The organism is Caballeronia concitans (assembly GCF_001544615.1).
Lineage (GTDB): Bacteria > Pseudomonadota > Gammaproteobacteria > Burkholderiales > Burkholderiaceae > Caballeronia > Caballeronia concitans.
Window position 1 is genome coordinate 882499 of record NZ_FCNV02000001.1, and the last position, 15152, is coordinate 897650.

Sequence of the window (15152 nt, forward strand, 5' to 3'; positions counted from 1 at the left end):
GTAGCATCGGCGCATGGCGACCACTCACGAGCAGCCGGACATCATGACCGATACCCCGAACCCGCCCGAATCCTTCGATCCTTCCATTCCCGTTCTGACCGATGTCGTCGTGCCCGGCAAGCCGGAGTACGCGCGCGCGGCGGCGGTCGCGTACGAGGCGCAGCTCATCGCGGAACGCATGCAGGGGCGCGTCACGCAGTTTCTGAGCGGTGACGCGCGCGCGCTGATCGAGGCGCGGTGTCAGGACGTGCTGCGCGCGCATTCGGCGAAGCTCGTGCAGGACATCACGCGCGAAGTGTCGCTCGCGCTCGAAGCGCACATGCGCGAATGGGTGAGCGTGGCGGTGGAGGAGGAGTTGCGCCGGCAGCGGGAGGGTTGAGCGCGACGTGTTTCGGAACTGGCGATAGCAAGCGGAAAACGACAAAGGGGCGCATTGAGCGCCCCTTTGTTTTTACCTGCGACTACGCGTTGCCACGCGCGACGCCGCTCAGCCCGTCACCGCCCCGCGATTCGCCGGCAGCGCGAGCGTCGCGTACTTCGCCAGCACGCCGCGCGTGTATCGCGGAGCCGGCTTCTTCCACGCGGCGCGACGGCGCGCGATCTCGGCATCGTCCACGTTCAGTTGCAGCAGCAGCTTGTGCGCGTCGATGGTGATCGAATCGCCTTCCTGCACGAGGCCGATGGTCCCGCCCGCGAACGCTTCCGGCGCGACGTGACCGACCACCATGCCCCACGTGCCGCCCGAGAAACGCCCGTCGGTGATGAGACCGACCGATTCGCCCAGGCCCTTGCCGATGATCGCCGACGTCGGCGCGAGCATCTCCGGCATGCCGGGGCCGCCTTGCGGGCCGAGGTAACGCAGCACGACGACATCGCCCGCCTTGATCTTGTCGGCGAGGATGGCTTCCATCGCGCTTTGCTCGTCGTCGAACACGCGCGCCGGGCCGGTGATGACCGGATTCTTCAGGCCCGTGATCTTCGCGACCGCGCCGTCTTCCGCGAGATTGCCGCGCAGGATCGCGAGGTGGCCTTGCTTGTAGAGCGCCTGCTCGATCGGGAAGATCACCTTCTGATCCGCGCGCGGCTTGCTCGGCACGTCCTTCAGTTCTTCTGCGAGCGTGCGACCGGTGATCGTCATGCAATCGCCGTGCAAAAGGCCCGCGTCGAGGAGAATCTTCATCACTTGCGGAATGCCGCCGGCCTTGTGCAGATCGGTGGCGACGTACTGGCCCGACGGCTTCAGGTCGCAAATCACCGGCACTTTCTTGCGCATGCGCTCGAAGTCGTCGATGCTCCATTCCACTTCCGCCGCGTGCGCGATCGCCAGATAGTGCAGCACCGCGTTGGTCGAGCCGCCCGTCGCCATGATCAGCGCGACTGCGTTTTCAATCGACTTCTTCGTGATGATGTCGCGCGGTTTCAGGTCCTTCTTGACCGCTTCGACCAGCACGCGCGCCGATTCGGCGGCGGAGTCGACCTTCTCGTCGTCCGGGTTCGCCATCGTCGAGGAATACATCAGCGACATGCCGAGCGCCTCGAACGACGAGCTCATCGTGTTGGCCGTGTACATGCCGCCGCACGAGCCGGTGGACGGGCACGCGTTCTTCTCGACGCCCTTGAAGTCCTCTTCCGACATGCGGCCCGCCGTGAATTCGCCGACCGCCTCGAACGACGACACGATGGTCAGGTCCTTGCCCTTCCAGTTGCCCGGACGGATGGTGCCGCCGTACACGTAGATGCCCGGCACGTTCATGCGCGCGAGGCCGATCATGCCGCCCGGCATGTTCTTGTCGCAGCCGCCGATCACGACGACGCCGTCCATCCACTGGCCCTGCACGGCGGTCTCGATGCAGTCCGCGATCACTTCGCGCGACACGAGCGAGTACTTCATGCCTTCGGTGCCCATCGACATGCCGTCGGAGATGGTCGGCGTGCCGAAGATCTGCGGGTTCGCGTCGGACTGCCTGATCGCGGCGATGGCGGCATCGGCGAGGCGCTGAAGGCCCGCGTTGCACGGCGTGATGGTCGAATGCCCGTTCGCGATGCCGATCATCGGCTTGTCGAAGTCTTCCTCCTTGTAGCCGAGGGCGTAGTACATCGAACGGTTGGGCGAGCGAGCAACGCCCTGCGTAATGTTTTTCGAGCGGCGATTGAAGGCCATTTGGGGGCTCCTTGAAGATTTTTTTGTCTAGTGGCGGAAGAATGCAGCGTCGGCTTGTGTCTGTCCAATATATTATTCAAGGCTTATTAGGTCGCGGAATATATCAATGGATGAACGGAATCCGGCCATCGAGCTGCGTCTGTTGCGTTATTTCGTGACGGTCGCCGAAGAGATGCACTTCGGCCGCGCCGCCGCGCGTCTCGCGATGACGCAGCCGCCTCTCTCGCAAGCAATCCGCGCGCTGGAAGACGCGCTCGGCGTCGCGCTGTTCGCGCGGACGAAGCGCACGGTCGAGCTGACGCCCGTCGGCAAGGACTTGCTGCCGGAAGTGCGCCGCCTGCTCGCGTCCGCCGATGCCCTGCGTCCGCTCGCGCAGTCGCTCGCGCGCGGGGAGGCGGGCGTGCTGTCGCTCGCGTTCGTGTCCACGGCGGACTACGGCCTCTTGCCCGCGCTGCTGCGCGATTTCGGCGCGCGCTATCCCGGCGTGCGGCTGCAACTGACCGAGGCGACGAGCGACGTGCAGATCGAGGAACTCGTCGCCGGACGCATCGACGCGGGCCTCGTCATTCCGCCGCTGCCGCCGCGCCACGCGATGTCGCTGTCATATCTCGCGATCGCGCGCGAACCGCTCGTCGTCGCGATGTCGGCGGAAGCGGCGGAACAATTGCAGCAGGGCACGGCCGAATGGGCAGACACGCCCGTCGATCTGCGCGAACTGGCCGCCGCGCCGCTCGTCGTGTTTCCGAGGCGTCTCGCGCCGGGCTTATATGACATCATTATGGGCTGCTATGGCGCGGCGGGCCTGACGCCGCGCATCGGACAGGAGGCGATCCAGATGCAGACCATCGTGAGCCTCGTGTCCGCGGGCATGGGCGTCGCGCTCGTGCCGCAGTCGCTGCGTCATCTGCGGCGCACGGGCGTGGTGTATCGTCCGTTGCGCCCGGTCGCGGATGCGCCCGTCGTCGAAACGGGGCTCGTGTGGCGCGCGGCGGAGGTGAGCCCGGTGCTCGCCGGGTTCATCGACATCGTGCGCGCGCGGGCCGCGGCCGTCTCTGCTTTATGATTCGTGCCTGACTTCGCTTTTCGAACATTCAACGATGCTCATCCACCCCAATTTCGATCCCGTCGCCATTCATCTCGGACCGCTCGCCGTGCGGTGGTACGGGCTCATGTATCTGGTCGCGTTCATCTCGGCCATCGTCATCGGCAGGTTGCGGCTGCGGCTGCCGTATGTCGCCGCGCAGGGCTGGAACGCCAAGGACATCGACGACATGCTGTTCTACGGCGTGCTCGGCACCATTCTCGGCGGACGTATCGGCTATGTGGTCTTCTACAAGGCGAGCTATTACGCGACGCATCCGCTCGACATCTTCAAGGTGTGGGAAGGCGGGATGTCGTTTCACGGCGGCTTTCTCGGCGTGACGCTTGCGATGGTGCTGTTCGCGTATCAGCGCAGGCGCACGTGGCTGCAAGTGACGGATTTCGTCGCGCCGATGGTGCCGCTCGGGCTCGCGGCGGGGCGGCTCGGCAACTTCATCAACGGTGAACTATGGGGCCGCGTGACGGACCCGAGCGCGCCGTGGGCCATGCTCTTTCAACATTCGACGAACGACGACGCCGTGTGGCTCGCGAAGAATCCGCAGCTCGACGCGAAGTGGCACCTGACGGAGATTTTCCAGCGCTATCAGATGCTGCCGCGCCATCCGTCGCAGTTGTACGAGATCGCGCTGGAAGGCATCGTGCTGTTCATCGTGATCTGGACGTTCTCGCGCAAGCCGCGTCCGATGGGCGCTGTCTCCGCGCTGTTTCTGATCGGCTATGGACTCGCGCGCTTCACGGTGGAATTCGCGCGCGAGCCGGACGATTATCTCGGCCTGCTCGCGCTCGGCCTTTCGATGGGCCAATGGCTTTCGCTGCCGATGATCATCGCGGGCATCGTCATGATGGTGTGGGCGTACAAGCGGCATCGGCGCGTGCCGGCCAACGCCGCCTGATACCACGCTCGCGCGGTATCAACGCCCCATCTGCACCGAACCGGACACGTCGACGGTCACCGTCGTCGTGCCGGCTTCGAGCGCCATCGGCGCGGCCATCTTCGCATCGGCGGACATGCCGCGCGCCTGCATCATCATCACCGGACGCGGCGCCGCGCCGCTCTGTCCGACGTTCACTTCACGGATCGTGAAGCTGCCATAGCCGAATGCCTGCGATGCCGCCTGCGCCTGCTTGCGGAACGAATCGATGGCCTGCGTCGAGAGCTTCTGCGCGGCGGCGCGCTGCGCTTCGGGCGACAGCGAGAACGTGACGTTGCCGACCTGCATCGACGAACTCATCTTGCCCGCGAGCTTGGACGCCGCCGCGAAGTCATGCGATTCGAGCACGACTTCCGTGCGTCCGCGCCACGCCGATATCTTGCCGTCGCGATCCGTCGACGGATACACGCTGAACGCGCCGCTCTTCGCGGTCACGCCATCGACGCCCTTCGCTTCGCGCAACGCGGCTTCGGCGCGCTGATTGAGCGTCGTGGTGAGCGATGAGGGATCGGCGGCTTCCTGCTCGTAGAAGAGCGTGATGGTGACGACATCCTGCGGCACTTGCGCGCTCGCTTGCGCCGACAGCGAGAGCACGCCCGAAGGCTGCGGACTGGCGATGACCGTCTGCGCGACGGCCGTGGCCGAAAAGGTAAGCGCGGCGCTCGACATCGCGAGCGCGAGGGCGGCGGCGGTTTTCTTGTTCATCATCGAAGGACTCCAACGCTTGAGCGTCGCGCGTTTCGCGACGGCGTTTAGGCGGTCCAACCGCGCGCTAAGTTCCTATTTCCCGGCGAGATGCTCGGTAATAAAGCGCCACTGCGATTCCGTGACGGGCGTGATCGAGAGCCGGTTGCCGCGCGCGAGCACTTGCATGTCGGCAAGCTCTTCGTGCGCGCGCAGTTCGGCCAGCGAAATGAGCGGCGTTTTCTTGACGAAGCTCACATCGACGAGCAGCCAGCGCGGGGTTTCCTGCGTGGACTTCGGATCGAAGTAGGGACTCTTCGCGTCGAACTGAGTGGGATCGGGATAAGCCGCCGATGCGACCTTCGCGATGCCCGCGATACCCGGCTCGGGACAACTCGAGTGATAGAACAGCACGCCGTCGCCGACCTGCATGGCGTCGCGCATGAAGTTGCGCGCCTGATAGTTGCGCACGCCGGTCCACGGCAGCGTTTTCTTCGGCGCGTGCGCGAGATGATCGATGCTCGCTTCGTCCGGTTCGGACTTCATCAGCCAGTAGCGCATGAGGGGAGCGAAGAATATCGACGATGAGATTGACGATGCAAATGAAAACGGCATCGGATAAACCGATGCCGTTTGTGCCGTTTGTGCCGCTTGTGCCGCTTGTGCCGTTTGTGCCGTTTGTGCCGTTTGAATAAGGTCCCCGCCTCAGCCGCTAGGCCGGCATCCTGAACCTGGGTTCAAGATTGGTCGCGGTAAGCAACACTTCGGGTACATCAGACAGAGTGACGCGCGCGCCCGTGTTACAAGGTTCCGCAACCGTGCCAATGTGACATTGGTTCAAGGAATATATGACCTTGGCGCACTAGGCAGGGAAACATCACTCTACACCAATCATTTGTCTTATGCAGCCCCTCGCGGGCCTCGCGCCGGTATCTTTTTTTGATTGACACCCACATGCCGATTAGGCCGGCGCATCGGTGCTTATTGCACGTCGTTTTGGAGGCCGTTTCGCACGTCGTTATTGCACTTCGTATTGCGCGATCACCGCGCCGAGCTGCTGGTTCATCGAATGAACCGTGCGGCGGATTTCTTCGGCGGGGAACGCTTCGCCGTGACGCACGCTGTCCTGCAGCTTGAGCAATTCGGACGCCAGCGAAAGGGCGGCCATGACCGCGATGCGGTCCGTGCCGCGTACGCTGCTCGCATTGCGAATCTTGTTCATTTCGGCATCGACGCGGGCCACGGCTTCGCGCAACGCGGCTTCCGTTTCAGGCGAGCACGCAAGGCGATACGGCTGTCCGAGAATGGATACTTCGATCTGCTTGGTCGTCACGCCTTCTCTCCCTGATGATGTTCGCCGTGCATTTCTTCCGCGTGCGCATGTTCATGCTGCGCTTCGCCCGAAGCTTGCGATTCGGCATTGAGAAGGTCGAGCTGATTGTCGCTTTCGGCATGATGCGCTTTCGCGCGCGGCAGCTTTTCGAGGATCGCGTTCAAGCGCACTTGCGCGTCGTCGATCTTCGCGGAGAGCGAGTCGCGCTCGGCTTGCAGCGCGTCGCGTTCGCCTCGCACCTGCGCGAGTTCGGCCTGGACGCCGGCGAAGTCTGCGCGCAATGCTTCGATTTGCGCTTCGAGCGCGAGACGCGCCTGATTATGGCGCTCGCTGATCTGGATCAGCCGGCCGATGTTTCCTGACAGTGATTCGAGTTCGTTGAGCATGTGCTGCGTCCTCTAAAGACCTGGCATTTTAGCGCGGTTCAATGCAGCTTCCGATAATTGTCTCGTTTCGAGACGTAACATCCCCGGATCATGCGTGCATCGCGATGCATTTGTGTGTGGAATGAGCGAGCGAGGCGCGGCGATCGTGGTCGCGATGCCCGGCGCGCGTTCTTGACGGCCCCGATCCCCGCTCCTACACTTGCGGCACTTTTGGTGCTCGCGTCCGCTTCTCTCGCGGATGCAGTCAAACGGGAAACAGGGAGCGAAGTTCCGGCGCATGACCGGAGCGCGCCAACCTGTGCTGCCCCCGCAACGGTAAGCGACCGCAACGCAAGTTGCAAGTCGTCCCTCGCGCGTTTTTCGCGGCGTATCGCGTGATTTTTTATCGCGGATGCCGTCTGCAAGAAACGTGTCGACGCCACTGCGCGCCATGCGCGGGAAGGCGGGACGAAGCGTCGCCAGCCCGGATACCGGCCAATCGTCCAGCACGCCGTTATCGTCGAACGAGTCAGTAATCGTACGATGCGGCGCGCGCGTCGCGCACAGACCTCGCGGGGAGCGGGGCACGCGCCAGCCCTGAACCGGAATTCTTCACGCATGGTCCTGCCTTCGTCCGGCATCGAACGTCGCGCCGTCTGCGCCGCCGTTTGCGCCGCCCTCAATGTGCTCGCGCTGCCTGCACGCGCCGATACCACCGAACAGGTCCTCACGCCCGTCGTCGTGACCGCGACACGCAGCGCGCAGCCGCTCGCCGATTCTCTTCCGCAGACCTCGCTCTTCGACGAGCAGGACATCGCCGACTCCAACGCCGACGACGTGCTCGGTCTCATCGCGCTCGCGCCCGGCGTGCAGATCACGCGCAACGGCGGGCCGGGCGCGAACTCGGGCGTGTACATACGCGGCGCGGCGTCGTCGCAATCGCTCGTTCTGATCGATGGCGTGCGTGTCGAATCGGTGTCGCTCGGTGCGGCGCAGTTGTCGCAACTGATGCTCGATCAGACCGATCACGTCGAGGTCGTGAACGGCAACGTGTCGGCGCTGTACGGGTCGAATGCGATCGGCGGCGTCGTGCAGATTTTCACGAAAGAGGGCGACGCGCATCCGCCGCGCTTTCACTTCGAAGCGGAATACGGCAGCTATCACACGCAGCGGCAATCGGCGGGCGTGGACGGCGCGCTCGATGCCGATGGCCGCACCACGTTCAGCCTGAACGTGTCGCGCGAAAAGACCGATGGCTTCTCGTCGATCGATCCGGCGCTCGCGCCCGGCGCGAATCCGAACGCAAACGGCTATCTGAACGAAAGCGTCGCCGCGACGCTGCGCCACAAGTTCACCGACAAGTGGGACGCGGGCGTGCGCTTCCTGCAATCGAACGGTGTCGACAGTTTCGACGATGCCTACGGTTCCCCGACCGACATCAACAAGACGCACGACCGCGTGCGCTCGGCGTCGGTGTTCGCGAACGGCAAGCTGACGGACCGCTGGACTACGCACTTCACGGTCGCGCAGGGACAGGACCGCGCGAACATCGAGCAGAACGGCGTCTATACGAGCCGCTTCAACTCGGAGAATCATCAGTATCTCTGGCAGAACGACTTCAAGCTCGCCGATGCGCACAAGCTGCTGTTCGGCTACGAACATCTGGATCAATCGCTCGATTCGGATCAACTCAGCGCGCCGGATCGTCACGTGAACTCGGTGTTCGCGGGCTATGTGGGACGCTTCGGCGCGAGCGACGTGCAGGCGAACGTGCGTCACGACCAGTACTCGGATTTCGGCGGCGCGAACAGCTACTATCTCGGCTACGCCTACAACTTCGATGCGCACTGGCGCGCGAGCGCGAGCTACGCGGCGTCGTTCCGCGCGCCGAGCTTCGACGACCTCTACTATCCGTTCAGCGGCAATCCGTCGATTCAGCCGGAGCGCAGCCATTCGGTCGAGGCCGCGCTGCAATACGCATCGGGCAAAGTGGGCGTGCTGCGCGTGACCGCGTTCCAGACGCGCTATTCGAATCTGATCGATTACGTGTCGGACGGCAGCGGCTTCTATATCGCGCAGAACGTGGGGCGCGCGAAGGTGCAGGGCGTCGAGGGATCATGGGCGGGGCATGTGGGCGCCACGGACATCCGCGCGGGCGTGACGTTCCAGAATCCCGTCGACGAAACGAATCACGAAGACCTGACGCGCCGCGCGCGGCGCTTCGCCACGCTGTCGGCGCATCGTTCTTTCGGACGATGGCGCGTGGGCGGCGAGTGGATCGTGAGCGGCGCGCGCAGCGACTACGATTCGACGCTCGCGGGCTACGGCGTGGTGAACCTGTCCGCGCGCTACGACATCACGAAGTCGTGGTGGCTGAGCGCGCGCATCGACAATCTGTTCGACCGGAACTATGAACTTGCGTACTCGTACAACACGCCCCGGCGCGGCGCGTACATCACGCTGGGCTTCAATCCGTCGTGAGCGTGGCGTCTGACGCGCGGCGTCCCAAGGCGATGACCGCCAGCCGCGCCGCGCTCGTCTGGCTCGCGCTCGGCGCGGCGGCGTTCGCCGTGCTCGCGGCGTCGCTCGCGCTCGGCAGCGTGAATTTGCCGATGCCGCGCGCAATCGCCGCGCTGCTGCACGCGCGCGCGGCCACGCCCGATATCGCCGATGAAATCGTGCTCACGCTGCGACTGCCGCGCGCGCTGGCGGGCTTTGCATCTGGTGCGCTGCTCGCGCTCGCAGGCGCGCTGCTGCAAGTGCTGCTGCGCAATCCGCTGGCCGAGCCGTACGTGCTCGGCGTATCCGGCGGAGCGGCCACGTTCGCGCTCACCGCGATGCTCGCGTCGATGCCCTGGTGGGGCGTGAATATCGCCGCGTGCGCGGGCGCGTTCTTGTCGATCGTGCTGGTGCTCGGACTCGCGCGCACGCATCTTTGGCACGGCGAACAGGACGCATCGCCACGGCTTTTGCTCACGGGCGTCGTGATCGCGGCGGGGTGGGGCGCGCTCATCACGCTGATACTCAGCGTCGCGCCGGAGAACCGGCTGCGCGGCATGCTCTTCTGGCTCACCGGCGACCTCAACGGCGCAGCGACGCCGTGGCCCGCGATGATCGCGCTCGTCGTCGCGCTTGCCGTCATTGCGCCCGTCGCGCCGCAATTGAACGTGCTGCTGCGCGGCGATGCCACCGCGCGTGCGCTCGGCGTGTCCGTCGAGCGGCTGCGGCTGCGCGTGTATCTCGTGGCGTCGATCGCGGCGGCGGCCGCGGTGACGACGGCGGGGACCATCGGCTTCGTCGGGCTCGTCGTGCCGCATCTCTTGCGGCTCGCGTTCGGCAACGATCAGCGCATGCTCGTGCCCGCCGCGCCGCTCGCGGGCGGCCTCGCCGTGATGAGCGCCGATCTCGCCGCGCGCACGGTCATCGCGCCGGGTCAGTTGCCGGTGGGCGTCGTGACGGCGCTCGTCGGCGTGCCGATGTTCCTCTGGATGCTGCTGCGCCGGCCGCGATGAACACGCTTCATATCGACAATCTCTCGTTGCGCGCCGGCGATCGCATTTTGGTGCGGGCCTTGAGCGCGACCATCGCGGCGGGCGACGTGTGGTGCATCGCCGGGCCGAACGGCGCGGGCAAGACGACGCTCATCGGCGTGCTCGCGGGCCTTGCGAAACCTGCGTCGGGTTCCGTATCGCTCGATGGCCGCGCGCTTTCCGCATGGCACGCCGCCGATCTCGCACGAAGGCGCGCGCTGATGCCGCAAAGCACGCACGACGCCTTCAGCGCGACCGTGCTCGACACCGTCCTGCTCAACCGCTTTCCGTATCTCACCGGCTGGGGCTGGGAAAGCGACGACGACCGCGCCGCTGCGCACGCCGCGCTCGATGCGCTCGGTTTCACCGCTTTCGCATCGCGCGACGTGCTGACGCTCTCGGGCGGCGAACGGCAACGCGTCGCGCTCGCGGCGGTGCTGTGTCAAAACGCGCCGCTGCTGCTGCTCGACGAACCGCTCGCGCATCTGGACCTGCATCATCAGATCGATTGCCTGGACGCGCTCGTGAAAACCGCGCGCGATGAACGGCGCGCCGTCGTGCTCTCGTGTCACGATCTGAATCTCGCGCGCCGCTTCGCCACGCATGCGCTTTTGCTGGACGGCCAGGGCGGCGCGCATGCCGGTCCCGTCGCGGATGTGCTCACGCCCGAACGTGCGAGCGCCGCGTTCGGCTATCCGCTCGTATTGATTCGCGATGGCGCGCATGAAGCGCTCGTGCCGTCGATCCACCGTCACTGACCAAGGAACGCCGATGTCCCACGCCATTCCGATGCCCCGCGCGCTCGACCGCACGCTCGAAGCGGAGCTGCGCCGCATCATCGACATGAAGACGAAGCCGCCCGGCAGCCTCGGGCGGCTCGAATCGCTCGCGCTGCAAATGGGCCTGATTCAACGCACGACGAAGCCGCGCATCGAGCGTCCCGCGATGATCGTGTTCGCGGGCGATCACGGCATCGCGGCGGAAGGCGTGAGTCCGTATCCGCAGGAAGTGACCGCGCAGATGGTCGCGAATTTTCTGGCGGGCGGCGCGGCGATCAACGCGCTCTCGCGTTCGGTCGGCATGACGCTCGAAGTCGTGGATGCGGGCGTCGCATCGCCCATTCCGATTGATAAGGGATACGAACGATTGTCGCTCGGCCTCGGCACGCGCAACTTCGCGCATGAACCGGCGATGTCGCGCGACACGGCGCACGAAGGCATCGCGCGTGGCGCGGCGCGCGTGCGGCATCATGCGTCGCTCGGCACGAACGTGATCGGCTTCGGCGAAATGGGGATTGCGAATACGTCGGCGGCGGCGTGCCTGATGAGCCGGCTGTGCGCGTTGCCTATAGACGATTGCGTCGGACGCGGCACCGGTCTCGACGATCGCGGTCTCGCGCATAAACGCGACGTGCTGCGCCGCGCGCTGGCCGCGCATCCATCGGGCGGCGATGCGATCGACACGCTCGCCACGTTCGGCGGCTTCGAGATCGCGATGATGACGGGCGCGTATCTCGCGGCGGCCGAGGCGCGCATGACGATTCTCGTCGATGGCTTCATCGCGACATCGGCGTTGCTCGTGGCATCCAAAATTGCGCCCGAAGTGCTGGATTACTGCGTGTTCGCGCATGCATCGAACGAAGCGGGGCACGCGCGCATGCTCGCGCATTTCAATGCCGCGCCGCTTCTGCAACTCGACTTGCGGCTCGGCGAAGGCACGGGCGCGGCGCTCGCGTTGCCGATTCTGCGCGCGGCCGTCGCGTTCGTCGACGAGATGGCGAGCTTCGATTCGGCTGGCGTCTCGAACAAGAACGACGCACGAGCATGAGCCGTCCGCTCGACGAGCTGCGTTACTTCTTCACGGCGCTCGGCTACTTCACGCGCGTGCCGGTGCCGCGCTGGGTCGGCTTCGAGCGTGAATATCTGAACGCGGCGGCGCGCTATTTTCCGCTCGTCGGCGCGATGGTCGGCGGCGTCGCGGCGCTCGTCTATCTCGCGGCGTTGCGCGTGTTTCCTGCGGGCGTGGCCGTGCTGCTCTCGATGACCGCGACGCTCGTGCTCACGGGCGCGTTCCACGAAGACGGCCTCGCCGATTGCGCCGATGCCTTCGGCGGCGGCTACACGCGCGACGACGTGCTGCGCATCATGCACGATTCGCGCATCGGTGCATTCGGGGCGATCGCAATCGTGATCGCGCTGGCGCTCAAGTGGCAGGCGCTCGCCGCGCTGCCGCCGATGCGCGCCGGATCGCTCATGATCGCCGCTCACGCCGCGAGCCGCGCGTGCGCGATCAGCTATCTCGTGACGCTCGATTACGTGCGCGCCGAAGGCAAGGCGAAGCCGGTCGCGCAGCGCATGAGCATGATGTCGTTCGCGCTCGCGATGGTCTTCGGCTTGCCGTGGCTGTGGTGGTTCGGCTGGAAGTTTGCCTGCGTGACGATCGTCGTTCTCGCGGTCGTGCGCTTCATCGCCGGCCGATACTTCGTGCGGCGCATCGGCGGTTATACGGGCGATTGCCTCGGCTGCGCGCAGCAAGTGTTCGAACTTGCGATCTACCTCGTGGGACTCGCATGGATCTCGTACTGATACGGCATCCGGCTGTCGCGATCGATGCCGGCATCTGCTACGGCCAGACCGATGCGCCTCTGTTGCGTGATGCGCACGAATCGGCGAGTGAGCTGACAGAACGGATGCGTGCGCTGAACGTGCCCGTTTGCGTCGATGGATGGCATGCGAGTCCCTTGCGTCGATGCGCGTCGCTTGCGCAGGCGTTGGGCTCTGCTCGCATCGATGCGCGGCTGTCCGAGATGCACTTCGGCGCGTGGGAAGGCTGCGCGTGGGACGGCATCGATCGCGCGCTCATCGATGCGTGGGCCGCGGATATCGAACATGCGCGTCCGCATGGCGGCGAAAGTCTCGCGCAGTTCGGCGAGCGCGTGATTGCATGGTTCGACGATGCGTCCGCCGATGCTTCAGACGCGATGCACGTCATCGCGCATGCAGGCGTGATGCGTGTGCTCGCGGCGCATGTGCTGCGGATCGATCGCGCGAGCGTGCTGCAATGGGCGCTGGATTTCAGCGGGATCGTGTGGCTTCGTCGATCGTCTTCAGCATGGACGATCGTGCGATGGAATGTTTAGACATCCTGATAATTGATTCACCGCCGCCCCCGCGCAATATCCAGATCTCGACACAACTCCGCGGCTCCGATCGCGATACGCGGCGTCGGACGATTGATGACATCGCCATCGATGCCGAACAGGTTTCCGCGCGCCACCGCCGTGATCGATGTCCATTGCTTCCAGCGGTCCAGCGCCGGCAACGCGCGATCCGGCTTCGTCGCGCCGGGCGTCGCGGTGACGATCGCTTCCGGGTTCGCGGCGAGCACGGCTTCCGTCGATATCGTCGGCACGCGCGGCGTTTGCGCCGCGAACACGTTCACGCCGCCGCACACGCCGATGACTTCGCTGAACACGTTGTCGCGATTGAGCGTCATGAGCGGATCGTCCCAAACCTGATAGAACACGCGCACCGGAGCGAGGCGCGCGTACTTCGCACGCAGTTGCGCGATATCGCGCGTGAACGCCGTCGATGCCGCGCGCGCCGTGTCCTCGGTGCCGAGCAGCACGCCGAGCTTGTCGATGCTCGCGGCGATATCGTCGAGATGCGTCGGCTCGCTGTAGTAGAGCGGAATGCCGAGCGCGGCGAGCCGGTCCATCTGACGCGCGGCATTGCCATGCCGCCACACGACGATCAGATCCGGATGCAGCGCGACGATGCGTTCGAGATCGAGCGCCTTGTTGTCGCCGACGCGGGGTATCGATTGCGCCGCTTTCGGATAATCGCTGTAACTCACCGTGCCGACGATGCGCGCACCGCCGCCCGCCGCGAATAGCAACTCCGTGACGTGCGGCGCGAGGCTCACGACGCGCCTGGCCGGGCCGGGAAGCGTGACTTGCGCGCCGGTGTCGTCGGTGACGGTGAGGGCGGCGTGGGCGTGCGTCGCAATGAGCATGGCGATGAACGCGACGAGGATCGAGCGCATCGTCATGCGCAAATCTCCGCGATCGCGCGTTCGAGCCGCGCCCATTCGCCTTCGCTTCCCGGCAGGCCGATGCGCAGGCTGGCCGTCATTCCCGGTTTATCGAAGAGACGCGTCCAGATGCCGCGCGTCGCGAATTCATGTTGCAAGGAAGGCGCGCGCGGCGTGGGCGTCCATGCGAAGAGCGGCGTCGCGCGGACGTCGAAGCCATGACGCGCGATGAGTTCGGCCAGGCGCGCGCCGTCTCGCTGCAGACGATCGCGCGTTTCGTGCTGCCACGCGTGATCGGCGAACGCGGACATCACCGCGTGCCGCGCCGGGCCGCCGACGGTCCATGCGCCGAGCGCATCGCGCAAGGCATCGGTGAGCGCGGGCGCGGCGAGCACGAAGCCCGCGCGAATGCCCGCCAGCCCGAAGAATTTGCCGACCGAGCGCAGCACGACGAGGCCGTCGCGCGCCGTATCGGCTGCGAGCGATGCGGCGGGATCGGTGTCGGCGAAGGCTTCATCGACGATCAGCGTTCCGCCTCGCGATGCGAGTTGCGCGTGCCAGCGCAGCAAGGTGTCGCGCGAAAGACGATCGGCGGTCGGATTGTTCAGGTTCGCGACGATCACGTGATTCAGCGCGGCGGGCAAGTCGGCGCTGGCGATGTCGAGCGTTTCGATGGAATGCCCGGCGCGCGCGAACGCCGGCGCGTATTCGCCGTACGTCAACGGCGCGATGCCCGCGATGCCGCGCGTCAGCAGCAACGGCAACGCGCGGATCGCCGCTTGCGAACCGGCTACCGGCAGCGCATGCGGCGCGCCGTAATGGCGGGCGGCGCAATCGGCGAGGCCGTCGCCGTCTTCGGGCAGGCGGCGCCAGGCGTCGGGCGGAACCGGCGGCACCGGATAGCCGCGCGGATTGATGCCTGTCGAGAGGTCGAGCCAGTCGTCGAGTGGGATCGCGTAGCGGCGCGCGGCTTCGCGGAGGTTGCCGCCGTGAGGGATCGAGTCAGCCATTCCT

At 65.7% G+C, this 15152-nt stretch carries 16 protein-coding genes, 1 other RNA gene and 1 riboswitch; of the genes, 9 read left to right on the forward strand and 8 right to left on the reverse strand.

The features are described from left to right. The first annotated feature begins 13 nt into the window (after positions 1 to 13). A complete protein-coding gene (locus AWB72_RS04120; protein ID WP_244285512.1) occupies positions 14 to 379 on the forward strand; it encodes a DUF2486 family protein in 366 nt (121 codons plus the stop codon). Between the two features lie 108 nt (positions 380 to 487). On the opposite strand, the gene ilvD is transcribed toward AWB72_RS04120, so the two are convergent. After that, positions 488 to 2161 carry a dihydroxy-acid dehydratase gene (gene ilvD / locus AWB72_RS04125; protein ID WP_040051763.1) on the reverse strand — a complete coding sequence of 558 codons (1674 nt, stop codon included), beginning with the start codon at positions 2159 to 2161 and terminating at the stop codon, positions 488 to 490. Positions 2162 to 2267: 106 nt separating this feature from the next. Here ilvD and AWB72_RS04130 point away from each other — a divergent pair, with 106 nt between their 5' ends. Further along, on the forward strand, positions 2268 to 3224 hold the full coding sequence (locus AWB72_RS04130; protein WP_087127875.1) for a LysR family transcriptional regulator: 957 nt from the start codon (positions 2268 to 2270) through the stop codon (positions 3222 to 3224). Positions 3225 to 3258: 34 nt separating this feature from the next. After that, positions 3259 to 4155 (forward strand): prolipoprotein diacylglyceryl transferase, encoded by an 897-nt coding sequence (lgt, locus tag AWB72_RS04135; RefSeq protein WP_040051765.1) that lies wholly within the window; start codon positions 3259 to 3261, stop codon positions 4153 to 4155. 18 nt (positions 4156 to 4173) lie between these two features. Here the strand turns inward: lgt and AWB72_RS04140 are convergent, their stop codons facing one another. From AWB72_RS04140 to AWB72_RS04160, 5 genes are all read right to left on the reverse strand, one after another. Then, positions 4174 to 4863 (reverse strand): SIMPL domain-containing protein, encoded by a 690-nt coding sequence (locus AWB72_RS04140; protein WP_374728859.1) that lies wholly within the window; start codon positions 4861 to 4863, stop codon positions 4174 to 4176. Between the two features lie 111 nt (positions 4864 to 4974). Further along, on the reverse strand, positions 4975 to 5439 hold the full coding sequence (locus tag AWB72_RS04145) for an EVE domain-containing protein (protein ID WP_040051767.1): 465 nt from the start codon (positions 5437 to 5439) through the stop codon (positions 4975 to 4977). A 132-nt stretch (positions 5440 to 5571) separates the two neighbouring features. Then, a non-coding RNA gene (gene ssrS / locus AWB72_RS04150) (6S RNA) lies at positions 5572 to 5754 on the reverse strand. Between the two features lie 142 nt (positions 5755 to 5896). Then, entirely contained in the window at positions 5897 to 6211 is a 315-nt protein-coding gene (locus AWB72_RS04155) for a cell division protein ZapA (protein ID WP_040051768.1), read from the reverse strand. Next, positions 6208 to 6597, reverse strand: coding sequence for a hypothetical protein (locus AWB72_RS04160; RefSeq protein ID WP_040051769.1), 390 nt, complete (start codon positions 6595 to 6597; stop codon positions 6208 to 6210). Before AWB72_RS04160 ends, AWB72_RS04155 begins: the two co-directional genes overlap by 4 nt. Positions 6598 to 6791: 194 nt before the next feature. After that, a riboswitch (cobalamin riboswitch) is annotated at positions 6792 to 7090 on the forward strand. 104 nt (positions 7091 to 7194) lie between these two features. On the opposite strand from AWB72_RS04160, the gene AWB72_RS04165 reads away from it, so the two are divergent. The 6 genes from AWB72_RS04165 to AWB72_RS04190 are packed head-to-tail and all read left to right on the forward strand — an operon-like array spanning position 7195 to position 13245. Then, positions 7195 to 9057 carry a TonB-dependent receptor domain-containing protein gene (locus AWB72_RS04165; protein WP_040051770.1) on the forward strand — a complete coding sequence of 621 codons (1863 nt, stop codon included), beginning with the start codon at positions 7195 to 7197 and terminating at the stop codon, positions 9055 to 9057. A gap of 32 nt (positions 9058 to 9089) precedes the next feature. Next, positions 9090 to 10088, forward strand: a complete 999-nt coding sequence (locus AWB72_RS04170; RefSeq protein WP_052450015.1) for a FecCD family ABC transporter permease — start codon at positions 9090 to 9092, stop codon at positions 10086 to 10088. Next, positions 10085 to 10864 (forward strand): ABC transporter ATP-binding protein, encoded by a 780-nt coding sequence (locus AWB72_RS04175; RefSeq protein WP_040051772.1) that lies wholly within the window; start codon positions 10085 to 10087, stop codon positions 10862 to 10864. The genes AWB72_RS04170 and AWB72_RS04175 overlap by 4 nt, the downstream gene beginning before the upstream one ends. A gap of 13 nt (positions 10865 to 10877) precedes the next feature. After that, positions 10878 to 11933 (forward strand): nicotinate-nucleotide--dimethylbenzimidazole phosphoribosyltransferase, encoded by a 1056-nt coding sequence (gene cobT / locus AWB72_RS04180; protein ID WP_040051773.1) that lies wholly within the window; start codon positions 10878 to 10880, stop codon positions 11931 to 11933. Beyond that, a complete protein-coding gene (locus AWB72_RS04185; RefSeq protein ID WP_040051774.1) occupies positions 11930 to 12691 on the forward strand; it encodes an adenosylcobinamide-GDP ribazoletransferase in 762 nt (253 codons plus the stop codon). The genes cobT and AWB72_RS04185 overlap by 4 nt, the downstream gene beginning before the upstream one ends. Next, positions 12676 to 13245, forward strand: a complete 570-nt coding sequence (locus AWB72_RS04190) for a histidine phosphatase family protein (protein ID WP_040051775.1) — start codon at positions 12676 to 12678, stop codon at positions 13243 to 13245. The genes AWB72_RS04185 and AWB72_RS04190 overlap by 16 nt, the downstream gene beginning before the upstream one ends. Positions 13246 to 13262: 17 nt before the next feature. Here the strand turns inward: AWB72_RS04190 and AWB72_RS04195 are convergent, their stop codons facing one another. Together AWB72_RS04195 and cobD are read right to left on the reverse strand one after the other, a co-directional pair. Beyond that, entirely contained in the window at positions 13263 to 14150 is an 888-nt protein-coding gene (locus tag AWB72_RS04195) for a cobalamin-binding protein (RefSeq protein ID WP_208863110.1), read from the reverse strand. A 2-nt stretch (positions 14151 to 14152) separates the two neighbouring features. Beyond that, positions 14153 to 15148, reverse strand: coding sequence for a threonine-phosphate decarboxylase CobD (cobD, locus tag AWB72_RS04200; RefSeq protein WP_040051776.1), 996 nt, complete (start codon positions 15146 to 15148; stop codon positions 14153 to 14155). Between the last annotated feature and the right edge of the window lie 4 nt (positions 15149 to 15152).

Coding starts and splice junctions, on each gene's coding strand:
- AWB72_RS04120 (WP_244285512.1), top strand. CDS start 14: ATGGCGACCACTCACGAGCAGCCGGACATCATGACCGATACCCCGAAC.
- lgt (WP_040051765.1), top strand. CDS start 3,259: ATGCTCATCCACCCCAATTTCGATCCCGTCGCCATTCATCTCGGACCG.
- AWB72_RS04195 (WP_208863110.1), bottom strand. CDS start 14,150: ATGCGCTCGATCCTCGTCGCGTTCATCGCCATGCTCATTGCGACGCAC.
- AWB72_RS04185 (WP_040051774.1), top strand. CDS start 11,930: ATGAGCCGTCCGCTCGACGAGCTGCGTTACTTCTTCACGGCGCTCGGC.
- AWB72_RS04140 (WP_374728859.1), bottom strand. CDS start 4,863: ATGTCGAGCGCCGCGCTTACCTTTTCGGCCACGGCCGTCGCGCAGACG.
- AWB72_RS04165 (WP_040051770.1), top strand. CDS start 7,195: ATGGTCCTGCCTTCGTCCGGCATCGAACGTCGCGCCGTCTGCGCCGCC.
- AWB72_RS04175 (WP_040051772.1), top strand. CDS start 10,085: ATGAACACGCTTCATATCGACAATCTCTCGTTGCGCGCCGGCGATCGC.
- ilvD (WP_040051763.1), bottom strand. CDS start 2,161: ATGGCCTTCAATCGCCGCTCGAAAAACATTACGCAGGGCGTTGCTCGC.
- AWB72_RS04160 (WP_040051769.1), bottom strand. CDS start 6,597: ATGCTCAACGAACTCGAATCACTGTCAGGAAACATCGGCCGGCTGATC.
- AWB72_RS04130 (WP_087127875.1), top strand. CDS start 2,268: ATGGATGAACGGAATCCGGCCATCGAGCTGCGTCTGTTGCGTTATTTC.
- cobD (WP_040051776.1), bottom strand. CDS start 15,148: ATGGCTGACTCGATCCCTCACGGCGGCAACCTCCGCGAAGCCGCGCGC.
- AWB72_RS04145 (WP_040051767.1), bottom strand. CDS start 5,439: ATGCGCTACTGGCTGATGAAGTCCGAACCGGACGAAGCGAGCATCGAT.
- AWB72_RS04170 (WP_052450015.1), top strand. CDS start 9,090: ATGACCGCCAGCCGCGCCGCGCTCGTCTGGCTCGCGCTCGGCGCGGCG.
- AWB72_RS04190 (WP_040051775.1), top strand. CDS start 12,676: ATGGATCTCGTACTGATACGGCATCCGGCTGTCGCGATCGATGCCGGC.
- cobT (WP_040051773.1), top strand. CDS start 10,878: ATGTCCCACGCCATTCCGATGCCCCGCGCGCTCGACCGCACGCTCGAA.